Below are 22,364 nucleotides of genomic sequence, written 5' to 3' on the forward strand. Positions count from 1 at the left end.
ATGACGGCGAGCCAGCGGCGCGAGCAGCTGCTCGCGGTCAGCCGCGGCCTGTTCGCCGAGAAGGGCTTCGACGGCACCAGCGTCGAGGAGATCGCGGCGCGCGCGGAGGTCTCCAAGCCGGTGGTCTACGAGCACTTCGGCGGCAAGGAGGGCGTCTACGCCGTCGTCGTCGACCGCGAGGTGCGCGCCCTGACGTCCGCGCTGACCGGCGCGCTCGAGGAGGGCGGCCACCCGAAGGTCCTGGTGGAGCGCACGGCGCTGGCCCTGCTCGGCTACATCGAGGCGTCGGAGGACGGCTTCCGCATCCTGGTGCGCGACTCCCCCGTCGCCCAGGCCACCGGCACGTTCTCCAGCCTCATCGGCGACGTCGCCACCCTGGTGGAGCACATCCTCGGCGACCAGTTCAAGGCGAACGGCCTCGACCGCAAGGCCGCGCCGCTCTACGCGCAGATGCTCGTCGGCATGGTCGCCCTCACCGGGCAGTACTGGCTCGACGCACGCAGCCCCGACAAGGCCGAGGTCGCCGCACACCTGACCAACCTCGCCTGGAACGGGCTGTCCGGGATGGTGAAGAAGCCGGAGCTGACGAAGTCCCGCTGACCCCGGCCCCGCGCCGTCACCCCGTTCACGCAACAGCGCCGCGACGAGGTCGACGAGCGCCCGCGGGGCGCCACGCAGCTCCTCCGTTGGTCGACGGCTTCCTGCGCGCCCACGACGACGCCTGACCGACGAGCTGTCAGGACCAGAGCCCTGGAGACGTGGCTCTGGCCCTGACAGGTCACTTGCCGTCGAGGTAGCCGTTCGCGTTGATGACGTACTTCGTCGCGGCGCCGGCGTCGAACTCGGCGTACCCCTGCGGGGCCTGGTCGAGGGTGATCGCCTTCGCGTTGACGTTCTTCGCGATCTGCACCCGGTCGTGCAGGATCGCCTGCATCAGCCCGCGGTGGTACTTCATCACCGGGCACTGGCCGGTGGTGAACGCGAGCGACTTGGCCCATCCCGTGCCCAGGCTGAGCGAGAGCGAGCCCTTCTGCGCGGCCTCGTCGATGCCCCCCGGGTCGCCGGTCACGTACAGGCCGGGGATGCCCAGCGCCCCGCCCGCGGCTGTGAGGTCCATGAGCGAGTTGAGCACGGTGGCCGGGGCCTCGTGGTCCGAGTCCGCCCCGTGCCCCTTGGCCTCGAAGCCGACGGCGTCGATGCCGCAGTCCACCTCGGGCACGCCGAGGAGCTGCTCGATCTGCTCGACCGGCCCGCCCTTCGTGAGGTCCACGGTCTCGCAGCCGAACGAGCGCGCCTGGGCCAGCCGGTCGGCGTTCATGTCGCCGACGATCACGACGGCGGCGCCCAGCAGCAGCGCCCCCGTGGCGGCGGCGAGCCCCACCGGCCCGGCCCCCGCGACGTACACGGTGGAGCCGACCTCCACGCCCGCGGTCACCGCCCCGTGGAACCCCGTCGGGAAGATGTCGGACAGCATCGTCAGGTCCATGATCTTCTCGAGCGCCTGGTCCTTGTCCGGGAACCTCAGGACGTTCCAGTCGGCGTACGGCACCAGCACGTAGTTGGCCTGCCCGCCGACCCAGCCGCCCATGTCGACGTACCCGTACGCGCTGCCCGGGCGGTCGGGGTTCACGTTGAGACAGATGCCGGTCTTGCGCTCCTTGCAGTTCTTGCAGCGTCCGCACGCGATGTTGAACGGCACGGAGACCAGGTCGCCCACCTGGACGAACTCGACGTCCCGGCCCACCTCGACGACCTCGCCGGTGATCTCGTGGCCCAGCACGAGGTCCTTCGGCGCCGTCGTGCGCCCGCGGACCATGTGCTGGTCCGAGCCGCAGATGTTCGTCGCGACGGTCTTCAGGATCACGCCGTGCGGCACCTGCCGGCCGACGTTGGCCGGGTTCACCCCGGGGCCGTCCTTGAGCTCGAACGTCGGGTAGTCGATGTCGATGACGTCGACCTCGCCGGGCCCCTTGTACGCGACCGCGCGATTCGTGTCTGCCATGGTGCTCCTCCTTGAACACGGCCGGCCCGGTCTGAGCCGGTCCCCCGACCGTAGGCGCGTCGCGCGTCCCCGGCAGGTCGAGCACGGGCCGCGTCGCCCGGCTGCCGTTGTGCCCGGCGCGGGGGTCTGCTAGGCCTGCGGGTATGACCCGCGTCACCGTCCGACGCCGCGTCAGGCGCGTCACCATCGGCGGCCGCGCCGCGCGCCGCGAGGACCTGCTCGCCGGCGAGGAGCCGCTGGAGATCCGTGTGGGAGGGCGCTCGTACGCGGTGACGATGCGCACCCCGGGGCACGACGTCGAGCTCGCGACCGGCTTCCTCGTCTCGGAGGGCGTCGTGACCGACGGCGCGCAGGTCGCCGGCGCGCGCTACTGCGCGCCCGGCCCGGCGGCCGCGGTCGAGAACCCGTACAACGTGCTCGACGTCGCGCTGGCCGCGGGCGTCGCCCCGCCCGACCCGGCGCTCGCCCGGGAGTTCTTCACCTCCAGCGCCTGCGGCCTGTGCGGCAAGGCGTCGATCGACGCGGTGTTCACCCGCAGCGCGTTCGGCGTCGCCGACGACCCGGTCCGAGTGGACGCGGCCCTGCTGGCCGCCCTGCCCGGCCGGCTGCGCGCCGCGCAGGACGTCTTCGCCCGCACGGGTGGGCTGCACGCGGCGGGGCTGTTCGACGCCGCGACCGGAGAGGCCCTGGTCGTGCGGGAGGACGTCGGCCGGCACAACGCCGTCGACAAGGTGGTCGGCTGGGCCGCCGCGGCCGGGATGCTGCCGCTGCGCGGCACGGTGCTCGTGGTGTCCGGGCGGGCGAGCTTCGAGCTCACGCAGAAGGCCGTCATGGCCGGGGTGCCGGTGCTCGCCGCCGTCTCGGCGCCGTCGTCGCTCGCCGCGGAGCTCGCGGACTCCGCGGGGCTGACGCTCGTCGGCTTCGTGCGCGACCCGACGCTCGTGGTCTACGCCGGCGAGCACCGCGTGGTCGAGCAGGACAGGGCCGAGCAGGACGGGGACGCAGGGAGGGCAGGGCCCGGCGACGGGCACGACGAGGCTCGCGCGCGCCGCGACCGGAGAGGGGACGCCGCATGACCACACCGCAGCCGGAGGACGTCCGGGACGGGGGCGAGCCGCGGGAGCCGCAGCCCGAGGAGGTCCGCCCGCCGAAGACCTGGGCGGCCGGGGTGCCCGGCATCGTGCACGCGCTGGTCCCGGCGCTGCGCGACATGGGGCCCACGCGGACGGCGCGCCTGCTGCTGTCGATGAACCACCGCGAGGGCTTCGACTGCATGAGCTGCGCCTGGCCGGACCCGGACCGGCGCAAGCCCGCCGAGTTCTGCGAGAACGGCGCGAAGGCGGTCACGTGGGAGGCGACGCCGCTCGTCGTCGAGCCGTCGTTCTGGGCCGAGCACCCGGTCTCCGACCTGCTCACCCGCACCGAGCACTGGTTGGGCCAGCAGGGGCGGCTGGTCGAGCCGGTGCACAAGGCCGCCGGGTCCGACCACTACGTGCCCGTCTCCTGGGACGAGGCGTTCGCGATCGTCGCGGACCGGCTGAACGCCCTCGACTCCCCCGACCAGGCGTCGTTCTACACCAGCGGGCGCACGTCCAACGAGGCCGCGTTCGTCTACCAGCTGTTCGTGCGCGCCTTCGGGACCAACAACCTGCCCGACTGCTCCAACATGTGCCACGAGTCCACGGGCGCCGCGCTGGGCGAGACGATCGGCGTCGGGAAGGCGACGATCACCTACGACGACTTCGCCCAGGCCGACCTCATCGTGATCATGGGGCAGAACCCCGGCACGAACCACCCGCGCATGCTCACCGCGCTGGAGGAGGCCAAGGAGAACGGCGCCGCCATCGTCGCCGTGAACCCGCTGCCCGAGGCGGGGCTCAAGCGGTACAAGAACCCGCAGACCGTGCGCGGGCTGGCGGGCCGGGGCACCGGGCTGGCCGACCAGTTCCTCCAGATCCGGCTCGGCGGCGACATGGCCCTGCTCCAGGCGGTGTCGAAGCGGGTGCTCGACGCCGAGGCCGCCGCCCCCGGCACGGTCCTGGACCACGAGTTCCTCGCCGAGCACACCTCCGGCCTCGAGGCGCTCACCGCGCACCTGGCCGACCTCGACGAGGACGCCGTGCTGGCGGCGACGGGCCTCACCAGCGCCGAGATCGACGAGCTCGCCGAGCGGTACCTCCGCGCCGAGCGCGTCATCGTCACGTGGGCGATGGGCCTGACCCAGCACACCAAGGCCGTCCCCACCATCAAGGAGATCGTCAACCTGCTGCTCCTGCGCGGGAACATCGGCCGCCCCGGCGCGGGCGCCTCCCCCATCCGCGGCCACTCCAACGTGCAGGGCGACCGCACGATGGGCATCTGGGAGCAGATGCCGGACACCTTCCTCGACGCGCTCGACTCCGAGTTCGGCATCTCGTCTCCCCGTGAGCACGGCCTCGACGCCGTCGGCACGGTGGAGGCGATGGCGGCCGGGCGTGTGAAGGCGCTCGTCGCCCTCGGCGGCAACCTGGTCGGGGCGATCTCCGACACCGGCGCCGCAGAGGCGGCGGTCCGCAGAGCCGACCTCACCGTCCAGATCTCGACGAAGCTCAACCGGTCCCACGCCGTCGTCGGCCGGGAGGCGCTCATCCTCCCCACCCTGGGGCGCACCGACGTCGACCGGCAGGCGTCGGGGGAACAGTTCGTGTCGGTGGAGGACACGGTCTGCGCGGTGCACGCGTCGCGCGGCAAGGTCGAGCCGGTCGCGCCGGGACTGCTGTCGGAGGTCTCGATCGTCACGCGGCTGGCGCGCGCCGTCCTCGGCGCCCGCCCCGGCGGGCAGGGCTCGCCGGACCGCCCCGTGGACTGGGCGGCGATGGAGCGCGACTACGACGTGATCCGCGAGCACATCGCCCGCGTCGTCCCGGGCTGCGAGAACTACAACGCCCAGCTGCGGCGGCCGAACGGCTTCCGCCTGCCGCACGGCCCGCGCGACTCGCGCACCTTCCCCACCGACGACGGCCGCGCCCACCTCACCGTCAACGAGCTCGCGCCCGTCGAGTGCCCGCCCGGGCGCCTGCTGCTGCAGACCATCCGCTCGCACGACCAGTTCAACACCACGATCTACCGCCGCGACGACCGCTACCGCGGCATCAAGGGCGGGCGCTCCGTCGTGCTGGTCAACCCCGACGACCTCGCGGCGCTCGGGATCGCGGACGGCACCACCGTCGACGTGCACGGCGAGTACCACGACGGCGTCGACCGCGTGCTGCGCGGGCAACGCGTCGTCGCCTACCCGACGGCGCGCGGGTGCGCCGCGGCCTACTTCCCGGAGGCGAACGTCCTCGTCCCGCTGGGCGCGACGGCCGAGACGAGCCGGACGCCCGTGTCCAAGGCCGTCGTCGTCCGGCTCGAGCCCGCCTGACGCCGAGGTAGTACGAACCGTGCCGAGGTAGTACCAGCCCTGCCGAGGTAGTTCAGGCTTCCTGCGCGCGAGGCTCGACGAGGGCCTCGGCGAGCGCGCCGAGGGCCGGCAACGCGCGGAGAGCGGCGTCACGGACGTCGTCCGGCACGGCTCCGAGTCGGCGGGCCCAGAACGCGTTGATGCGGGCGAGGTGCTCGTCGGCCAGCGGGGTCGCGACCAGCCGGACCGTGCGCCCGTCGCCCTCGGTGTGCTCGCGCAGCACGAGCCCGCGCGCCTCGAGCGTGCGCAGGGCGGCGCTGACGTTGCTGCGGGCGAGCCCGGTCGCGAGGGCGATGCGCGACGGCGTCGGACGCGGCGTGCGGTGGACCTCGCGGATCACGGCCACCTCCGTCCCGGTGAGCGGCACGATGTCGCGCAGCTCCGGGGCACGGACGTCCAGGTGGCGGGCCAGCTCGACGAGGACGTCGGCGAGGTCGGCGAGGTCGGGCGTGACGATCGTCTCGTCGGGCATGGTCCGATCCTAGGCTGGCGACATAGTTATAGTTTCATAATCACTTGTCGCCCGGGCCGCGCCCCGGGCGTTCCTCTGCCCGCGCCGTCCGGCCCCCGACCGCGCACGCACCCACCCCAAGGAGCTCCCGTGAGCAGCGCCCCCGCCCTCGCCCCCGACGCCACCGCGTCCCCGCCCGAGCGACGAGCGCTGCGCGGACGCCCCGCGCTGACGCTCGTCGGCGTCGCCTTCGGGCTGTTCCTGGTCGGCCTGGACGCGACCGTCGTCTCGATCGTCAACCCCGCGATCGCCGCCGACGTCGGCACCACGTTCGTCCAGCTGCAGTGGGTGACGCACAGCTACCTCCTCGGGCTGGCCGTCACCCTGATCCTGGCTGGCAAGCTCGGCGACAGGTACGGCCACCGCACGCTGTACCTGAGCGGCCTCGTGCTCTTCACGCTGGCCTCGGTCGCCATCGGCCTCTCGACCACCGCGGCGGGGCTCATCACGTTCCGCGTCGTGCAGGGCGTCGCGGCCGGCATCCTCATGCCGCAGACCCTCGCGATGCTGCGCGCCACCTTCCCGCGCGAGAGGTTCGGCATGGCCGTGGGGATCTGGGGCGGCGTCTCCTCGATCGCGATCGCCGTGGGCCCGACGCTCGCCGGCGCGCTCGAGGCGTCGCTCGGCTGGCAGTCGGTGTTCTTCGTCAACGTTCCCGTCGCCGTCATCGGCCTGGGGTACGGGCTGTGCCTGCTCCCGCGCACGAGCTTCCCCGTCACGGGCCGCTTCGACCTGCGCGGCGTCGTCGTGCTGGCGCTCGGGCTGGTCGCCACGGTCTTCGCCATCGTGCAGTCCGAGACCTGGGGGTGGGGCGACGCGCGCATCCTCGGCCTGCTCGCGCTCGGCGTCCTCGTCATCGTCGGGTTCGTCGCCCTGGAGGCCCGCACCGAGGCGCGCACCGGCGACGCCCTGCTGCCGCTGTCGCTCTTCCGCGGGACGACGGTCGGCACCGGCGGGCTGATGATCGCCGCGAACTTCTTCGTGCTGATGGGCTCGACGTTCATCCTGCCGATGTTCTTCATCAACCTGCGCGGGGCCACCGCGCTGGACGCCGGACTGATGCTGCTGCCGATGTCCGCCGTCTCGATCGTGTCCGCCCCGGCCGGCGCCCTGCTCGTCGCACGGATCGGCACGCGCGCGACCGGCACGCTGAGCCTCGGACTCACCGCCGTGGGCCTGCTGGTGCTGCTGACCTCGTCGGCCGGCTCGCCGTACGGCGTCATGGCGGTCGCGTTCGTCGTCCTCGCGATGGGCACCGGGATGACGATCACCGCCGGAGCGGAGGCGATCGTCGGGTCCGCGCCCGTGCACCTGGCGGGGGTCGCGGGTGGCTTCCAGTCCACGTGCATCCAGATCGGCGGCGCGCTCGGCACCGCCGTGATGTCCGCGGTCGTCGCCGCGAACGTCCACGCCGGCACCGCCGGGCTCGGTCTCGACGACCGTGCGCTCCAGGGCCTGGCGCAGGGGTCCGTGCCCACGGGCCTGGACGCCGTCGCGGCCCGCGCCGCGGAGGGCGCCTACGTCTCGGGCGTGCACACCGCGTTCCTGGTCGCCGCCGCCGTCGCCGTCGTCGTCGCCGTCGTCGCGGCCCTCACCCTGCGCCCGAAGCCCGGGCCGAGGTAGTTCGATCCTCGGCACGAGATCACACCCATCAAGATTCTTGACGTCGAGAGACCGGGAGTAGTCTCGGCGCATGGATGTGGAGGCACGGTCCGACGAGGTCGACCGGATCGTCGACGCGTGGCGCCGCGAGCGCCCGGACCTGGACGTCGAGCCGCTGACCGTGTTCTCGCGGGTCAGCCGGCTCGCGCGGCACCTGGACCGCGCGCGGCGCGGGGCGTTCGCCCGGCACGACCTGGAGACGTGGGAGTTCGACGTGCTGTCCGCGCTGCGCCGCGCCGGCGAGCCGTACCGCCTGTCCCCCGGCGTCCTCGTCGCCCAGACCCTCGTGACGAGCGGCACCATGACCAACCGCATCGACCGGCTCGAGGAGCGCGGGCTGGTGGAGCGCCACCGCGCGCCGTCCGACCGCCGCGGCGTGCTCGTGCAGCTCACCGCCGCGGGCCGGCAGCGGGTCGACGCGGCGATGAGCGACCTGCTCGACGTCGAGGCGCGCGTGCTCGACGCGCTGCCCGCCGCCGTGCGCCCCCAGCTCGCCGCGCTGCTGCGCACCGTCGTCGCACAGTTCGACGAATGATCCCGGAGATGCCCGCCGCGTGACGTCCTATCCCTCCCCCTCCGCCCGCGACGACGGCGCCCGCGCCGGCCTGCTGCTGGCGGCGCTGCTGCTCGTCGCGCTCAACCTGCGCGCCCCCATCACGTCGCTGCCCCCCGTGGTCGACGACGTCGCGGCGTCGCTCGGCCTCACGTCCGCGGGCGCGGGCCTGCTCACCTCGGTCCCGGTGCTCTGCTTCGCGCTGTGCACGCCGCTGGCGTCGGTGCTGGTCGCGCGGGCGGGCCCGGAGCTGTCGCTCGGCGTCTCGATGGCGGGGATCCTCGCCGGGACGCTGCTGCGCTCGGGGGGCTCCGTACCGGCGGCCCTCGCCGGCAGCGCGGTGCTGGGCGTCGCGATCACGATCGGCAACGTCGCGGTGCCGGTGGTCATCACCCGCGACTTCCGCCGCCGTGCTGCCGCGGTCACGGGCGCGTACAGCGCGACGATGAACCTCGGGTCGACGTTCACCACCATGCTCACCGTGCCCCTCGCGACGGCGTTCGGCTGGCAGTGGGCGCTCGCGGGGTGGGGAGTGCTCGCCGTGGTCGCGATCGCGGCCTGGGTGCCCGCCGGGCGGCGGCTCGCCGCCCGGGGCCGGGCCGCGGCACCGCGCGGGGAGGGCGGTGTCCGCGTCCGGCCCCCGTCGGCGCGCGCGGAGCTCGACGCCCTCGACCCGAAGGCCAGGTCCGCCGTCCGGCGCCTCGTCGTGCTGCTGTCGGTGGCGTTCGCGGGGCAGGCCTTCGGCTACTACGCGGTGACGGCGTGGCTGCCCGAGATCCTCCACGACCGGCTCGGCATGAGCGCCGCCGGCGCGGGCAGCGCGGCGGCCCCGTTCCAGCTGTGCGCGGTGCTGGGGTCGTTCCCCGTGCCGGCGGCGTTCTCGCGCGGGCTCTCGGCCCGCTCGGTCGCGGTCGCGATGGCGGCGATGTGGATCTCGCTGCCGCTCGGGCTGCTGCTGGCGCCCGGCCTGTGGTGGCTGTGGGTGGGGCTGGCGGGCGCCGCCCAGGGCGGCAACTTCACCGTGATCTTCACGCTCGTGGCGCAGCGCAGCCCCGGCGTCGCGGTCGCGCGACGGTCGTCGGCGGTGGTGCAGACGGCGGGCTACGGGTGCGCGGTGCTCGCCCCGACCGTGATGGGCGCCGTGCACGAGGCGTCCCTCGGGTGGACGGTGCCGCTGGCCCTCGTCGCGGGCGTGCTCGCCACGATGGCCGCGGCGATGTGGGTGGCGTCGGCCCGGCCCGCCGCCGACGGCGCCTAGCGGTCCTCCGCCAGGGTGATCGCGAGGGAGCCCAGCGCCCGCAGCGCCTCCTCCGCATGCGCCTCGTCGTAGCCGCGGGTGCACACGGCGATCACCAGGGCGCCCGGCCCGGGCGTCCCGACGAACGCGACGTCGTGCCGGATGCCGTCCACCCAGCCCGACTTGGATCCGTACGGCACGCCCTCGGGCACGGCGGCCGTGAGCTGCCGGTCGGTCTGGCGCGCGAGCAGGTCGATCATCCAGAGGGTGCGCTCCGGCCCGGCGAGCTCCCCGGTGACGACGCCGGACATCAGCGCCGCCAGGTCGGCGGGCGTCGTGCGGTGCGAGTCGCCGCGGGCCTCGGCCGCCAGGTCGCTGTACTTGCGCCCGACGACGCTGCCGGCGGCGCCGACGTCGGCCAGGGCGCGGTTGCACGCGTCGAGGCCGACGAGGTCGATCACCATGTTGGTGGCCTCGTTGGACGACACGACGATCATCCGCTCGACCACCAGCCCCACGGGCATGAAGGTGCCCGGCGGCGGCATGCCCGGGTCGAGGTCGTCGGGCTCGATGCGGTAGTCGGGCTCGCCCGGCACCTGGGAGCGGAACGTGTCGGTGCTGGCCACCTCCTCGTCGAGCGTGAGCTCGCCGGCGTCCAGCGCCCGGGCCGCCGCGACCAGCACGGCCAGCTTGACGGTCGACGCGGCGTAGAACGGCGCGTCCGCGTCGCGCTCGGCGAGCACCTCGCCGCCCGCCCGCCGCACCTGGTACGCGACGACCGGGACGCCGTCCGAGTGCGTGCCCGTGCTCACCATCACCGCACCCCCGCATCGTTGTGGGCGCGATTTCGGGGACTATCGCTCGGCGAACGGTCCCCGAGATCGCGCTCACAGCGGGCGTGGACGACGGCGGCGAACGCGGACGCGAGGGCGCGGGCCTGCTTCTCGTTCTCAGGTGCCCGCTCGAGGGCGGCGGCGAGCAGTGCGTCGCGGTCGAAGCCGAGCTCGGCGAGCTCGTCCGCGTCCCAGGTGCCGATGCGCTCCGGCGCCGCCTCGGGGTGGAACTGCAGCCCCCACGCGACGTCGCCCACGCGGAAGGCCTGGACGCCGCACGCATCGCTCGTCGCGAGGTGCACGGCCTCAGGCGGCAGCCCCGTGATCGAGTCGACGTGGCTCTCGACCATGCGGACCTCGCCGCCCTCGGCGAGCGCCCCGAGCGGGCCGAGCAGGGCGTCATCGGCCGCGTCGTCGAGCAGGCGCACGGGGCAGAGCCCCTTCTCCGTCTCGCCCGACCGGCCCGTCACCGTGCCGCCCGTGACGTGCGCGAGCACCTGCCCGCCCAGGCAGATGCCCAGCACCGGGACGCCGGCGTCGAGCGCCTCCGCGACGAGCGCGCGCTCGTGCGGCAGCCAGGGCGCCCGCTCGTCCTCGTCGGGCAGCAGGCCGCCGCCCAGCAGCACGAGGCCGGTCACGCCGTCGGGCGCCGCGGCCCCGCCGGCGGCGAGCGACGGGACCTGCTCCACGAGGTCCGCGCCCTGCACGACGGCGGCGGCCGCGCCGTCCGCCTCCAGCCAGCCGGGCAGCCGGCCCGGGCCGCTGTGCGGGGAGTTCTGGACGAGGACGACGGTCGGTCGGCGGTCGGTCACGGTCAGCGCTCCCTGCTCTCGAGGACGGGGCGGTCGGGGACGGTCTCGGGCTCGGGGCCGCCGCCGTCCCCCGGGTGGCGGTCGTCGGCGTCCGGTGCGGCGTCGTGCTGGGCGTCGTGCTCGACGACCGCGGCCGGGCCGTCGGTCGCCGCGGTGGAGCCCGCCGCCGGGTGCCCGCCGAACGCGGCGGCCTCCCGGGCGAAGTGGCACGCGGCGGCGTGCGGCACGGTCGCCGCGCCCCCGCGAGCGCCGTCGGACCGGCCGAGCGGCACGAGCACCGGGTCGTCGGTGCGGCACCGGGCGGGCACGGCGCCGTCGCCAGCGAGCCCTTCCTCCGCCGCGAGCCGGTGGGCGAGCCAGCAGCGGGTGTGAAAACGGCAGCCGGACGGCGGGTCGGCGGGCGACGGCGGGTCGCCCTCGAGCATCAGCTCGTCGTCGCGGTGGGCGGTGGGGTCGGGCACGGGCACGGCGGACAGCAGCGCCTTGGTGTACGGGTGGTGCGCGTCGTCGTACACCGCGGGCCGGTCGCCCTCCTCGACGACGCGGCCCAGGTACATGACGGCGACCTCGTCGGCGATGTGCTGGACCACGGCGAGGTCGTGCGCGATGAAGAGGTACGCCAGGCCCAGCTCGTCCTGCAGGTCCTCCAGCAGGTTGATGACCTGGCCCTGCACGGACACGTCGAGGGCGGAGACGGGCTCGTCGCACACCAGCACCCGGGGCTTGACCGCGAGCGCCCGGGCGATCCCGACGCGCTGCCGCTGCCCGCCGGAGAACTGGTGCGGGTAGCGGTGCGCGTGGTCGGGGTCGAGGCCGACCAGCTCGAGCAGCTCGGCCACGGCTCGTCGCCGGCCGCCGGCGGGGACCGCGTCGCGGTGGATGCGGAACGGCTCCGCGACGATCTCCCCCACCGACATGCGCGGGTTGAGCGACGTGTACGGGTCCTGGAACACCATCTGCACGTTCCGGCGCAGCTCGCGGCGGGCGCCACGCGACATCGTGGACACGTCCTCGCCGTCGACGAGCACCTGCCCGCGCGTCGGCTTCTCGATCCCGACCAGCACGCGCGCGAGCGTGGACTTGCCGGACCCGGACTCCCCCACGAGGCCGAGCGTGCGCCCGCGGCGCAGCGCCAGCGAGACGCCGTCGACGGCCTGCACCTGCCCCACCGTGCGCTTGAGGACGACGCCTTGGCGCACCGGGTAGGACTTGGCCAGGTCGCGCACCTCGAGGACGACGTCGTCGGACGACGTGGGTGCGACGGCGGGGCCGGTGGCGGTCTCAGGCACGGGCGCCTCCCAGCAGCTCGGCGGCGAAGTGGCAGGCCGACGACCGGCCCGGGGCGACGTCGTCGAGCGGCGGCTCGACGGTGCGGCACAGGTCCTGGGCCATGTCGCAGCGCGGATGGAACGAGCAGCCCGACGGGACGCGGCCGGGCGCCGGGGGCCGGCCGGGCACGACGGGCAGCCGACCGCCGGCCACCTCTGCGCCGGAGTCGAGCCGCGGCACCGAGCGCAGCAGGGCCCTGGTGTAAGGGTGCGCGGGCGCGGCGTACAGGTCGCGCACGGGAGCGTGCTCCACGGCGCGGCCGGCGTACATCACGGTGACGTCGTCGGCGACGCCCGCGACGACCCCGAGGTCGTGGGTGATCAGCACGAGCCCCATCTGCCGCTCCGCCTGGATCTCGGCGAGCAGCCGCAGCACCTGCGCCTGCACGGTGACGTCGAGCGCCGTCGTCGGCTCGTCCGCGATGAGCACGTCCGGGTCGAGGGCCAGGGCGGACGCGATCATCACCCGCTGCCGCATGCCGCCGGAGAACTGGTGCGGGTACTCGTCCACCCGCTGCGCCGCGTTCGGCACCTTCACCAGATCGAGCAGCTCGACGGCGCGTCGTCGCGCCTCGCGCCGCGACGTCCCGGTGCGCGACCGCAGGGACTCGGTGAGCTGGTAGCCCACGGTGTGCACCGGGTTGAGCGCGGCGAGCGCGTCCTGGAAGACCATCGCGACGTGGGTGCCGCAGTGCGCGCGGTGCCGGGTCGGCGACAGTGCGAGCAGGTCGGTGCCGCGGTAGCGCGCGGTGCCTCGCACGACGCGCGCCGTCGGGGGCAGCAGCCCCATCACGGCCAGCGAGCTCACCGACTTGCCGCAGCCGGACTCGCCGACCAGGGCCAGGGTGCGGCCCGCCTCCACGCGGTAGCTCAGGCCGTCGACGGCGCGCACCGCGCCGTCGTCGGACCGGAACTCGACCGCCAGGTCCTCCACCTCGAGCAGGACGTCGCCGGCGGAGCGTTCGGCGTCGGCCGGGGGGATCAGGGTCTCGGTCACGGGGATCACCGGAGCCTCGGGTCGAGGGCGTCGCGCAGGGCGTCGCCGAGGGCGACGAGCGCCAGGACCGTGAGGACCAGGCACCCGAGCGGGTACAGGAGCAGGTACGCGTACCCGCCGGTCACCCAGTCCGCGCCGTTCGTGATCATGATGCCCCAGCTGATCGCGGGCGGCCGGACGCCGATGCCGAGGAACGCCAGCACCGCCTCCGTGCTGATCACGCCGGCGATCGCCGTCGGCACGAGCGCCGTGACCGGGCCGATCGCGTTGGGCAGCACGTGCCGCACCATGACGCGCAGGTCGGACGCGCCGAGCGCGCGGGCCGCCGTCACGTAGTCGAGGTTCTTGGCCTCGAGCGTGGCCGCGCGGACGTACCGCGCGTACGCCATCCAGCCGAACATGGTGAGCACCACCGCCGGCAGCAGGATGACGTCGAACGTGCCGCCGCCCACGCTCACCTTGCGGAACAGCGTGAGGAGCAGCAGCGCGGCGAGCAGCAGCGGGATGACGAGGAAGACCTCGATGGTGCGGGACACCACCGAGTCCACCCACCCGAGGTAGTACCCGGCCAGCAGGCCCAGCGTGACCCCGATGAGCAGGGACGCGCCCACCACCACGAACGCCAGCGTCAGCGACGGGCGGGCGCCGTGCACGAGCTGGGCGAGCAGGTCGCACCCGTGCACGTCCGTGCCGAGCGGATGCTCGCCCCCCAGGCCCTGCGGCCGGATCTTCGAGTCCCCGATGACGCAGCTCTGCGGGTTCGTGCTGGTGAACAGCCGCGGGAAGGCCGCCATCACGGCGAAGAAGACCACGACGACGGCCGCCGCGATCACGTCGGGCCGGCGGCGCAGCCGGCGCCAGGCGTCGCCGCCGAGCGACGTCGACGCGTCGACCGCCGGCGCGTCCGGGGTGGCGGTGGCTGCCGTGGGTCCGGGAGCGGCGCGTTCAGGCATAGCGGATCCTCGGGTCGAGGGCGGCGTAGGCGATGTCGACGACCAGCATCACGACCACCGTCACGGCGGCGAGGATCGTCACGATGCCGAGGATGAGCGCGACGTCCGCGGCACGGACCGCCTCCCAGAGCACCCCGCCCATCCCGTAGATGTTCATCATCCCCTCGGTGACGACGGCGCCCGCGAGCGCCTCGGTGAAGGTCAGTCCGACGGCGGTCACCACGGGCACCGCGGAGTTGCGGATCACGTGGTGCGTCACGACGTGCCGCTCGTTGAGCCCCCGCGAGCGCGCGGTGCGCACGTGGTCGCCCGCGTACGACTCCAGCTGGCTCGCGCGGACGAGGCGGATGAACGCCGCGGACCCGGCGAGGCCCAGCAGGATGCCGGGCACGAGGAGCGTCGCCCACGGGTGGTCGTCGTCGAACGACGGTCTGAACCACAGGGCGGGCAGGCTTCCCGCCCCGAACGTGTCCTCGGCCCAGCCGTTCAGCGGCACGGCGAACACGTACCGGTACACGAGCAGCAGCACGAAGATCGGGAACGCGTCGATGAGCACCGACGTCAGCCGGATGCCGTGGTCGGCGGACCGGTCGCGTCGGCGGGCGGCGGCGGTGCCGAGGCCCATGCCGAGCACGAACCACACGATCGTCACGACGAGGAACAGCTTCAGGGTGTTCGGGGCGGCGGTCGCGACGATGTCCGTGACCTCGCGCCCCCGCAGGTTGGTGCCGAAGTCGCCCTGCGCGTACTGCCCGAGGCGCTCCACGAACGGGCCCAGGCACGGGTTGCCGGTCTGGTCGTAGCAGGGGTCGTCCAGGCCGAAGCGTGTCTCCACGGCGGCGAGCTGCGACTCCGTGGGCACCTTGTCGCCGAAGAACGCCAGGGCGGGGTTGCCGTTGAGCTGGATCGCGAACGTCGTGAGCAGATGCAGCACGAACATCACGAGCAGCAGGGTGGCCACCCCCAGGAGGGAGCGACGCAGGATGTAGCGGCCCATTCACGGAACTTTCTGGTGGTGCGGGGAGGGACGCTGGTTGAGCTGGTCGCGACCCGTGCGACAGCGGTCTCGACAAGCTCAACCAGCGAACTGACTAGCCGTTCGTGACCTCGAGGAGGCGCAGCTTCGGCTCACCGCTGAACGGGTCGAGCACGACGTTCGACACGTTCTCGCTGTAGTAGTCGGTGTTCTGGGCCACGAACAGCGGGATGGTCGGGAAGTCGGTCGCCAGGATCTTCTCCGCCTCCTGGTACTGCGTGACCGCCTCGTCGAGGGTCGCGGCCTCGTCGCCGGCCTTGACGGCCGCCTCGAAGTCCGCGCTGTAGTAGCCGAACTCCACGTTGCCGTTCTTCTCGTCGCCGCTGGCGTACACCGGGGCGAGGTAGTTCTCGTTGAGCGGGTAGTCCGGGAACCAGTTGGCGCGGAACGGGCCGGAGAAGTCGCGGGCCGCGCGCCGGGCGAAGTAGTCCGGCGTCGCGTCGAGCTCGTACGGGATGCCGAGCGTCTCCTGGATGGAGTCGCCGACCGCCTTGAACAGCTCCTGCTCGGTGGCGTCCTGGCCGAGATGGATGGTCAGCTTCTCGCCCTCGGGCCAGCCGCCGGCCTTCTCCAGCGCCGCCTTGGCCGCCTCCGGGTCGAAGGTGCACCACTCGCAGGTGCCGCCGGTGCCGCCTGGCACGACGTCGGGCACCACCCAGCTGTCCGCGGGAACCCGCTGGCCGGGCAGCAGGGCGTCGATGATGCCCTGCCGGTCGACGGCGAGCGAGATCGCCTTGCGGAACTCGACGTCCGTCCACGGGCCGTCCTTGTACAGCGGGAAGGCGAGGTAGGTCAGCGCGGCGCCCGGGCCCTCGACGTACCTCTCCTGCAGGTCGGGGTCGTTGGCCGCGGCCTGCTGCTCGGCCGGCGGCGGCACCGCGAAGTCGAGGTTGCCGGCCTGGAAGTCCGGCCAGTTGTCCTCGCCCGTGTACTCGGTCCACTCGATGGCGCCGTACTCCGGCGTCTCCTCGAGCGTGTAGTCCTCCCACCGCTGGGCGGTGAGGTTCACGCCCTGGTCCCACTTCTCGACCTGGAACGGGCCGTTGCCGATCGGCTGCACGGCGCACGCCTCGATGTCGTCGAGGCACGCCTGCGCGATCGGGAAGAAGCCGGTGTAGCCGAGCATCGTGGCGAAGCCCGCGAACGGCCCGGTGAGGGTGACCTCGAGCGTCTGCGGGTCGACGACCTTCAGGCCCGACAGCGTCTCGGCCTCGGGCTCCTTGGTGACGTTGCCGTCGTCGTCGGTCTCGCCCTGCATCTCGTCGTAGCCGGCGATGCGCTCGAAGAAGTAGTTGTTCGCCATGGCGTTCGGGCCGTACGCGGCGTAGTTCCAGGCCCGGGCGAACGCGTCGGCGTCCACCGGCTCGCCGTTCTGGAACGTCAGGTCCGGCTTGATCTTGATCGTCCAGACCGTGTTGTCCTCGGTCTCGACGCTCTCGGCCACGTAGTTGTACGGCTCGGTCGTCTTCGGGTCGTACCGGACCAGCCCGTCGTAGACGACGTCGAGCACGGAGATGTTGTCCCCGACGTTCGAGTCCATCGGCAGCAGCGTCTCGACGTCCTGGGAGAGGGCCAGGTGCAGCGTGGCGTCCGGGTCGCTGCCGCCGCCTCCCCCGCCGCCGTCAGTGCCGTCGTCGTCCCCGCCGCCGCCCGAACAGCTCGCCAGCACCAGCGCCACCGCTGTCGCCGTGGCTGCCACTGCAGCCTTTCGCCCCATCGTCACCGGCTTCTCCCCACGTCCTGGTCGCTCAACGCGCCGTTGCCCTGCCGTGCTCACGTCGTCGTGCACGTCCCGCCGACCGTGCGCACGGGCCCGCGACGGCGTTGCCGTGGAACATATCGCCATCATGGCCTCCCGTGGTGAAAATCACTGTTAAGGATGGGTAACGATCGACCGCGTGTCGCACTGCAGACGCGTCCGGTCATCACCCGCGGGACCTCGCGTCCTCACGGCGGCAGTCCAGGCTCGCGGCGGCAGTTCGAACTGCCGCGGTGGGGCGAAACTGCCGCGACGACGCTGCCCCCAGGCCGGGTCCCTCCACAGCCGCACGTCGGACGGCGCCACGCCGAGTGCGCGCCGAGCACGATCCCGGGCATGAGCGACGACGACCGCACCCTCCTGATCGCACGGCACCACGACCCCGCAGAGCTGCGGCGCGCGACCGCCGCGCACGAGATCGAGCGCGTGCGCCGAGGCGCCTACCGCGTGCCACGGGCCGGCACGCGCGACCCGCATGCCCACGCCCGCGACCACCTGGCCGCCGTCCACCGGCAGCTCGACGCCGACCACGTGTTCAGCCACGAGTCGGCGGCCATGGTCTGGGGCGTGCCGCTGTGGGAGACGCCGTCGACGACGCACGTGCTGCAGCGCTCGGGCGCCAGCTCGCGATCGGCCCGCGACATCGTGCGACGGCGCGGGTTGCCGGAGCGCTGGGTGCAGCGCGAAGGACTGCCGATCACCGACCTCACGCGCACCGTCGTCGACTGCCTCACGACGATGCACCCGCTCGGCGGCCTCGTGGTCGCCGACTGGGCGCTCGGTCGTGGCCTCGACCGCGCGGAAGCGGTACGGCTGCTCGCCGGGCGACGCCGCGGGGTCCGTAGGGCGCGCCTGCTGCTCGACCTGGCGGAGGGGCAGGTCGACCCGCCGTGGGAGACCTGGCTGCGGTACGTGGCGGTGCGCGCCGGCCTCCCGCGACCCCGGACGCAGCTCAGGGTGGACACGCGTGCCGGGCGCTTCTTCGTCGACGTCGCCTGGCAGGACCACGGCGTGCTCGCCGAGTTCGACGGCCGGATCAAGTACCGCGACGGCGCCTTCGGCCCGGGCTACGACGCCGAGCAGGCGCTGTTCGACGAGAAGGTGCGCGAGGACGCCATCACCGAGCGGCTCGGCGTGCGGCCGCTGCGATTCGTCGCCCGGGACGCCCGGGACCCCGACGGCGTCGCGCGACGCCTGCTCGCACGGTTCCCGGCCGACGTCCGCCGCGCGGCGCGGATCCACCCGCTGCTGCCGCCCCCGCCACCGCCCGCGCGCGCTCAAAGCGGCAGTTCGCGTTCGCGGCGGCAGTTCAAACTGCCGCAGTGAAGCCGAACTGCCGCATCGAACCACCAAGGTCAGCGGCTCTCCCAGGGCATCGACACCCCCACGTCGTCGAGGTACGCCTCGGCCACGGCCAGCGACTCCTGCTCGACGGCGTGACGGCCCTGGAGATAGTCCCCCGCTCGCGCGATGTACGCGGCCTCCTCCCGAGCGCCGACGTCTGCCAGTCGCTGGACCGTCCCGAGCTCGTCCTTGCAGCCCAGGTCGATCCTCGCGATGCGGAGCTGCTCCTCCTGCGACACCCCGATGACACCGTCCGGGATCATTCCCGCCTCGTGGCTGCTGGGCGCCGACGCGCCGTGATCAAGCAGGCAGTCTCGCCACGAGTCGCGGATCCGCTGCCCCTCCTTCGTGTACATCACCGACGTGATGCCGGTCGGGCCGTCGCCGAAGTCGGCGGGATCGTAGGTGAGCCCGGCCTCCTGGGCCGCGCGGTAGCAGTCCCTCGACACCTTCGCCGGGACCGTCTCGGTATCCCACTCCGCCCCGACGTCGTCGAGGTCGGGCGCCATCAGGCTCGCATAGCCGTCCGCCTCGGCGTCCTGCATCCGCCACAGCCCGTACTCGGCGTCACGCCCGGGCTCCGCGGGGTACGGGCCGTCGAAGGTCGCCTCGTAGCCCTCGTCCCGGAGGCAGCCGACGACGAAGTGATCCACCGCGGTCCGTGAGATCGCGTACTCGCGGCTGTCCCAGCTCCACGCGTCCATCGGCGTCGTGATCGTCCCCGTGTCCGGGTCCAAGATCGCCCGCGGCACGCCGTCCGCGTCTGACGACGAGGCCGACGTGCTCGGGAGCCCGGCGAGCGACGGGCCGGCCGGGGCGACCTCGGCCACCCAGCGACCGGAGTCGATCGCCCAGGCGCCGGCCAGCCCGACGACGGCGAGCGACGCGACGCCGGCGACGATCGCCCGGCGCGCCCGCCGGCGCCGAGCCGCCGGGACGACACCGTCGGTGCGGACGTCGATCCGCGGTGCCACCTCGTCCACCTGCGCACGCAGAGCGCGCGCGAACTTCTCGTCGTCGTGCGTCATCGGGCACCTCCCCGCTCGGCTCGTGCGCTTCCGTCGGCGGCCTCGAGGACGGACCGCAGCTGCGCCAGCCCGCGCGACGCGGTGGACTTCACCGTGCCGACGGAGACGCCGAGGTCGGCGGCCACCTCGCGCTCGGTGAGGCCGACCAGGTGCCGCAGCACGACGATCCGCCGCTGCCGCGTGCTGAGCGTCGCCAGGGCGCGGACGAGCCGGTCGCGGTCGGCGTGGTGGTCGGCGTCGGACCGTCGGGCGGCACCCTCCGGCAGCTCGGCGGGGGCGGTGACCACCTCGTGCCGGCGCTTGCGCCACAGGTCGATGCGCAGGTTGGCGAGGACCCGCCGGGCGTAGGCGAGCGGGTCGCCCTCCCGCGCCGTCGACCACCTGAGGTACGTCCGCGTCAGCGCCTGCTGCACCAGCTCGTCGGCGAGGTGCGCGTCGCCGCACAGCAGCCACGCGGTCCGCGCCAGCGCGGGCGCGGCGTCGCGCATGAAGGAGGTGAACTCCTCCTCGGACGTCGCGCCGGTGCGCAGCAGCAGGAACCCCACGTCGTCGGGCGGGTCGGCCTCGGCCCGGGCCGTCATCGTCACGGTCATGTGTTGTACACGACCTGGCGGGTCCGCAGGTTGAGTCACGACTTGGTCACGACGCCGGCCGCAGCCAGCGCGGCAGTTCCGGTTCGCGGCGGGAGTTCGAGCTGCCGCGCCGAACCCGGACTGCCGCCGCGGTCAGAGGCTCCGGGCGATTCGTGCGAGGTCGACGACGGCGGCCGTCACGTCGTCGAGCGCCCGGGCGGCGCGCTCCGGGTCGCCGTCGACCTCGAGCGAGTGGTCGCCGCCGTCCACCTCGAGCACGCGCGCGCCGGACGCCGCGGCCAGCGCGCCGTCCCACAGGCCGTCGGCGGTGCCTCCGACGAGCAGCGCCGGCACGCCCGACGTCCCCAGCCCAGCGGCGGCGTCGCGCACCTCGGGCGCCCGGTCGGTGGTGAGCAGCGGCGTCAGCCACGCCCCGGCCAGCCCCAGCTCGACGGCGACGGGCAGCGCCAGCGTGCCGAGCGACTTCGCCAGCACCAGGTGCGTCGCGTCGGGCGCGGCGGCCACGCCGTCCCGCAGGACGTCGGCGTAGACCCGCCGCGCGACGTCGAAGTCCGGCCGCCCGTCCCACACGACGGTCCGCACCGTCCAGCCAACGGCACGCAGCGCCTCGGCCGGTCGCGCCAGCACCGGCCCCTCCGCCGTGTACCCGACGCCGGGCAGCACCCTCAGCACCAGCCCTGGGTCGCCGTCGTCCTCGACAAGTCGATGACTGCTCACGGCCCGAGCCTGCCACGCCCCGACCCCCGACGACCAGGACACAAGAAGAGCCGGGTCCGGGCATCGGGCGCACGGTAGTCACACCCGAAGTGGAGGGCGCCCTGGCGCCCGTGAACGCTACCGTGCGCCCGATGTCCGGACCCGGCGTCAACCGCGCCAAAGTGTCGGTCTGATCAGCCGCCGACCCGCGAGACGACCGTGTCGAGCGCCGCGACCGCATCGTCCAGCACGGACTCGTCCACCGTCAGCGCCGGTCGGAACCGCACGGACCGCTCCCCGCACCCGAGGATGAGGAAGCCCTCCGCGTGCAGCCCGGCGAGGACGGCGTCGCGCACGTCCCGCGACGGCAGGGACACGGCGCACATGAGCCCTCGGCCACGGGGGTCGGAGACGACGCCGGGGTGCGCGACAGCGAGCGTCTCGAGCCTCGACAGCAGGCCCGCGCCCACGCGCGCGGCACGCTCGATCAGCCCCTCGGCCTCGATCACCTCGAGGATGCGGCGCGAGCGGACCATGTCGGCGAGGTTGCCGCCCCAGGTGGAGTTGATGCGGGAGGAGACGCGGAAGACGTTGTCGTCGATCTCGTCGACGCGGCCGCCGGCCATGACGCCGCACACCTGGGCCTTCTTGCCGAAGGCGACGACGTCGGGCTGCACGCCGAGCTGCTGGTACGCCCACGCCGTCCCGGTCATGCCGACGCCGGTCTGCACCTCGTCCAGGACGAACAGGGCGTCGTGCTCGTGGCACAGCGCCTGCATGGCCTGGAGGAACTCGGCGCGCAGGTGGTGGTCGCCGCCCTCCCCCTGGATCGGTTCGGCGACGAAGCAGGCGATGTCGTGCGGGTGCGCCTCGAACGCGGCGCGGGCCTCGGCGAGCGCCCGGGCCTCGAGCGCCTGGACGTCGCGGAGCCCGCCGTCGGCGTCGTGACCGGGGTAGGGCGAGCTGATGCGCGGCCAGTCGAACTTGGGGAACCGGGCGACCTTGCCCGGCTCGGTGTTGGTGAGGGACATGGTGTAGCCGGAGCGGCCGTGGAACGCGTGCTGCAGGTGCAGCACCTTCGTGCCCAGCTCGGGCGAGCGGCCGTGCGCCTCGTTGTGCCGCGACTTCCAGTCGAACGCGACCTTGAGCGCGTTCTCGACGGCGAGGGCGCCGCCGTCGACGAAGAAGAGGTGCGGCAGGGCGTGGTCGCCGAGCACGCGGGCGAAGGTGTCGACGAAGCGGGCGAGCTCGACGGTGTAGACGTCGGAGTTGGACGGCTTGTTGATCGCGGCGCGGGTGAGCTCCTCGCGGAACAGCGGGTCGCGGAACAGGGCCGGGTGGTTCATGCCCAGGGGGTTGGACGCGAAGAAGGTGAACAGGTCGGTCCACTCCCGCCCGTCGCGGGCGTCGACGAGGGTCGAGCCGTGCGAGCGGTCGAGGTCGAGCACGAGGTCGAAGCCGTCGACGAGCAGGTGCTCGCGCAGCGACTCGAAGACGGCGGTGGCCTCGATCGAGCCGCCGACGCTGGGGGCTGTGCGCTGAGAGATTGTCTCGGTCATACCCCGACGGTAGAGGAGA

20 protein-coding genes are annotated in these 22,364 nt (G+C 73.7%); 7 read left to right on the top strand and 13 right to left on the bottom strand.

Annotation, left to right across the window (positions count from 1 at the left end; all coding sequences use genetic code 11):
• Positions 1 to 600, top strand: coding sequence for a TetR/AcrR family transcriptional regulator (locus tag ACFCZN_RS08885; protein ID WP_429764647.1), 600 nt, complete (start codon positions 1 to 3; stop codon positions 598 to 600).
• A 178-nt stretch (positions 601 to 778) separates the two neighbouring features.
• On the opposite strand, the gene fdhA is transcribed toward ACFCZN_RS08885, so the two are convergent.
• Positions 779 to 2,002, bottom strand: a complete 1,224-nt coding sequence (gene fdhA / locus ACFCZN_RS08890; protein ID WP_429764455.1) for a formaldehyde dehydrogenase, glutathione-independent — start codon at positions 2,000 to 2,002, stop codon at positions 779 to 781.
• A gap of 143 nt (positions 2,003 to 2,145) precedes the next feature.
• On the opposite strand from fdhA, the gene fdhD reads away from it, so the two are divergent.
• Together fdhD and ACFCZN_RS08900 are read left to right on the top strand one after the other, a co-directional pair.
• Complete coding sequence (fdhD, locus tag ACFCZN_RS08895; RefSeq protein WP_430556532.1) at positions 2,146 to 3,078, top strand: formate dehydrogenase accessory sulfurtransferase FdhD; 933 nt, start codon at positions 2,146 to 2,148, stop codon at positions 3,076 to 3,078.
• Positions 3,075 to 5,405 carry an FdhF/YdeP family oxidoreductase gene (locus tag ACFCZN_RS08900; protein WP_430556533.1) on the top strand — a complete coding sequence of 777 codons (2,331 nt, stop codon included), beginning with the start codon at positions 3,075 to 3,077 and terminating at the stop codon, positions 5,403 to 5,405. Before fdhD ends, ACFCZN_RS08900 begins: the two co-directional genes overlap by 4 nt.
• Positions 5,406 to 5,457: 52 nt before the next feature.
• On the opposite strand, the gene ACFCZN_RS08905 is transcribed toward ACFCZN_RS08900, so the two are convergent.
• Positions 5,458 to 5,916: a MarR family winged helix-turn-helix transcriptional regulator gene (locus ACFCZN_RS08905; protein ID WP_429764452.1), complete on the bottom strand. Its 459-nt coding sequence runs from the start codon at positions 5,914 to 5,916 to the stop codon at positions 5,458 to 5,460.
• 129 nt (positions 5,917 to 6,045) lie between these two features.
• Between ACFCZN_RS08905 and ACFCZN_RS08910 the strand changes: the two genes are divergently transcribed.
• The 3 genes from ACFCZN_RS08910 (at position 6,046) to ACFCZN_RS08920 (ending at position 9,428) form a co-directional block, all read left to right on the top strand.
• Positions 6,046 to 7,578, top strand: coding sequence for an MFS transporter (locus tag ACFCZN_RS08910; protein WP_430556534.1), 1,533 nt, complete (start codon positions 6,046 to 6,048; stop codon positions 7,576 to 7,578).
• Between the two features lie 70 nt (positions 7,579 to 7,648).
• On the top strand, positions 7,649 to 8,152 hold the full coding sequence (locus ACFCZN_RS08915) for a MarR family winged helix-turn-helix transcriptional regulator (RefSeq protein WP_429764450.1): 504 nt from the start codon (positions 7,649 to 7,651) through the stop codon (positions 8,150 to 8,152).
• Between the two features lie 19 nt (positions 8,153 to 8,171).
• On the top strand, positions 8,172 to 9,428 hold the full coding sequence (locus ACFCZN_RS08920) for a CynX/NimT family MFS transporter (RefSeq protein WP_430556535.1): 1,257 nt from the start codon (positions 8,172 to 8,174) through the stop codon (positions 9,426 to 9,428).
• Here ACFCZN_RS08920 and ACFCZN_RS08925 read toward each other — a convergent pair.
• The 7 genes from ACFCZN_RS08925 to ACFCZN_RS08955 all read right to left on the bottom strand — a co-directional run bounded on the left by ACFCZN_RS08925 (position 9,425) and on the right by ACFCZN_RS08955 (position 17,065).
• Complete coding sequence (locus ACFCZN_RS08925) at positions 9,425 to 10,222, bottom strand: serine hydrolase (RefSeq protein ID WP_429764646.1); 798 nt, start codon at positions 10,220 to 10,222, stop codon at positions 9,425 to 9,427. The two genes, ACFCZN_RS08920 and ACFCZN_RS08925, sit on opposite strands and share 4 nt — an antisense overlap.
• Entirely contained in the window at positions 10,222 to 11,052 is an 831-nt protein-coding gene (locus ACFCZN_RS08930; protein WP_430556536.1) for a type 1 glutamine amidotransferase, read from the bottom strand. The genes ACFCZN_RS08925 and ACFCZN_RS08930 overlap by 1 nt, the downstream gene beginning before the upstream one ends.
• A 2-nt stretch (positions 11,053 to 11,054) precedes the next feature.
• Complete coding sequence (locus ACFCZN_RS08935) at positions 11,055 to 12,341, bottom strand: ABC transporter ATP-binding protein (RefSeq protein WP_430556537.1); 1,287 nt, start codon at positions 12,339 to 12,341, stop codon at positions 11,055 to 11,057.
• Positions 12,334 to 13,377: an ABC transporter ATP-binding protein gene (locus tag ACFCZN_RS08940; RefSeq protein ID WP_429764446.1), complete on the bottom strand. Its 1,044-nt coding sequence runs from the start codon at positions 13,375 to 13,377 to the stop codon at positions 12,334 to 12,336. The genes ACFCZN_RS08935 and ACFCZN_RS08940 overlap by 8 nt, the downstream gene beginning before the upstream one ends.
• Before the next feature lie 5 nt (positions 13,378 to 13,382).
• Positions 13,383 to 14,330: an ABC transporter permease gene (locus tag ACFCZN_RS08945; RefSeq protein WP_430556538.1), complete on the bottom strand. Its 948-nt coding sequence runs from the start codon at positions 14,328 to 14,330 to the stop codon at positions 13,383 to 13,385.
• A complete protein-coding gene (locus ACFCZN_RS08950) occupies positions 14,323 to 15,327 on the bottom strand; it encodes an ABC transporter permease (RefSeq protein ID WP_429764444.1) in 1,005 nt (334 codons plus the stop codon). The genes ACFCZN_RS08945 and ACFCZN_RS08950 overlap by 8 nt, the downstream gene beginning before the upstream one ends.
• A gap of 94 nt (positions 15,328 to 15,421) precedes the next feature.
• Positions 15,422 to 17,065: an ABC transporter substrate-binding protein gene (locus ACFCZN_RS08955; RefSeq protein WP_430556539.1), complete on the bottom strand. Its 1,644-nt coding sequence runs from the start codon at positions 17,063 to 17,065 to the stop codon at positions 15,422 to 15,424.
• A gap of 396 nt (positions 17,066 to 17,461) precedes the next feature.
• Here ACFCZN_RS08955 and ACFCZN_RS08960 point away from each other — a divergent pair, with 396 nt between their 5' ends.
• Complete coding sequence (locus tag ACFCZN_RS08960; protein ID WP_430556540.1) at positions 17,462 to 18,451, top strand: hypothetical protein; 990 nt, start codon at positions 17,462 to 17,464, stop codon at positions 18,449 to 18,451.
• Between the two features lie 29 nt (positions 18,452 to 18,480).
• On the opposite strand, the gene ACFCZN_RS08965 is transcribed toward ACFCZN_RS08960, so the two are convergent.
• The 4 genes from ACFCZN_RS08965 to lat all read right to left on the bottom strand — a co-directional run bounded on the left by ACFCZN_RS08965 (position 18,481) and on the right by lat (position 22,345).
• Positions 18,481 to 19,497 carry a hypothetical protein gene (locus ACFCZN_RS08965; RefSeq protein ID WP_430556541.1) on the bottom strand — a complete coding sequence of 339 codons (1,017 nt, stop codon included), beginning with the start codon at positions 19,495 to 19,497 and terminating at the stop codon, positions 18,481 to 18,483.
• Entirely contained in the window at positions 19,494 to 20,090 is a 597-nt protein-coding gene (locus ACFCZN_RS08970) for a SigE family RNA polymerase sigma factor (protein ID WP_430556542.1), read from the bottom strand. The genes ACFCZN_RS08965 and ACFCZN_RS08970 overlap by 4 nt, the downstream gene beginning before the upstream one ends.
• A gap of 132 nt (positions 20,091 to 20,222) precedes the next feature.
• Positions 20,223 to 20,807 (bottom strand): hypothetical protein, encoded by a 585-nt coding sequence (locus ACFCZN_RS08975; RefSeq protein WP_430556543.1) that lies wholly within the window; start codon positions 20,805 to 20,807, stop codon positions 20,223 to 20,225.
• Positions 20,808 to 20,980: 173 nt separating this feature from the next.
• On the bottom strand, positions 20,981 to 22,345 hold the full coding sequence (lat, locus tag ACFCZN_RS08980; RefSeq protein WP_430556544.1) for an L-lysine 6-transaminase: 1,365 nt from the start codon (positions 22,343 to 22,345) through the stop codon (positions 20,981 to 20,983).
• Between the last annotated feature and the right edge of the window lie 19 nt (positions 22,346 to 22,364).

It is taken from the genome of Isoptericola sp. NPDC056134 (assembly GCF_042264825.1).
Classification (GTDB): Bacteria; Actinomycetota; Actinomycetes; order Actinomycetales; family Cellulomonadaceae; genus Isoptericola; species Isoptericola nanjingensis.

Bases quoted from the DNA above. Each gene is read 5' to 3' on its own strand.
- ACFCZN_RS08885 (WP_429764647.1), top strand. From the start codon at position 1: ATGACGGCGAGCCAGCGGCGCGAGCAGCTGCTCGCGGTCAGCCGCGGC.
- ACFCZN_RS08905 (WP_429764452.1), bottom strand. From the start codon at position 5,916: ATGCCCGACGAGACGATCGTCACGCCCGACCTCGCCGACCTCGCCGAC.
- ACFCZN_RS08945 (WP_430556538.1), bottom strand. From the start codon at position 14,330: ATGCCTGAACGCGCCGCTCCCGGACCCACGGCAGCCACCGCCACCCCG.
- ACFCZN_RS08950 (WP_429764444.1), bottom strand. From the start codon at position 15,327: ATGGGCCGCTACATCCTGCGTCGCTCCCTCCTGGGGGTGGCCACCCTG.
- ACFCZN_RS08970 (WP_430556542.1), bottom strand. From the start codon at position 20,090: ATGACCGTGACGATGACGGCCCGGGCCGAGGCCGACCCGCCCGACGAC.
- lat (WP_430556544.1), bottom strand. From the start codon at position 22,345: ATGACCGAGACAATCTCTCAGCGCACAGCCCCCAGCGTCGGCGGCTCG.
- fdhD (WP_430556532.1), top strand. From the start codon at position 2,146: ATGACCCGCGTCACCGTCCGACGCCGCGTCAGGCGCGTCACCATCGGC.
- ACFCZN_RS08900 (WP_430556533.1), top strand. From the start codon at position 3,075: ATGACCACACCGCAGCCGGAGGACGTCCGGGACGGGGGCGAGCCGCGG.
- ACFCZN_RS08960 (WP_430556540.1), top strand. From the start codon at position 17,462: ATGAGCGACGACGACCGCACCCTCCTGATCGCACGGCACCACGACCCC.
- fdhA (WP_429764455.1), bottom strand. From the start codon at position 2,002: ATGGCAGACACGAATCGCGCGGTCGCGTACAAGGGGCCCGGCGAGGTC.
- ACFCZN_RS08965 (WP_430556541.1), bottom strand. From the start codon at position 19,497: ATGACGCACGACGACGAGAAGTTCGCGCGCGCTCTGCGTGCGCAGGTG.
- ACFCZN_RS08915 (WP_429764450.1), top strand. From the start codon at position 7,649: ATGGATGTGGAGGCACGGTCCGACGAGGTCGACCGGATCGTCGACGCG.
- ACFCZN_RS08925 (WP_429764646.1), bottom strand. From the start codon at position 10,222: ATGGTGAGCACGGGCACGCACTCGGACGGCGTCCCGGTCGTCGCGTAC.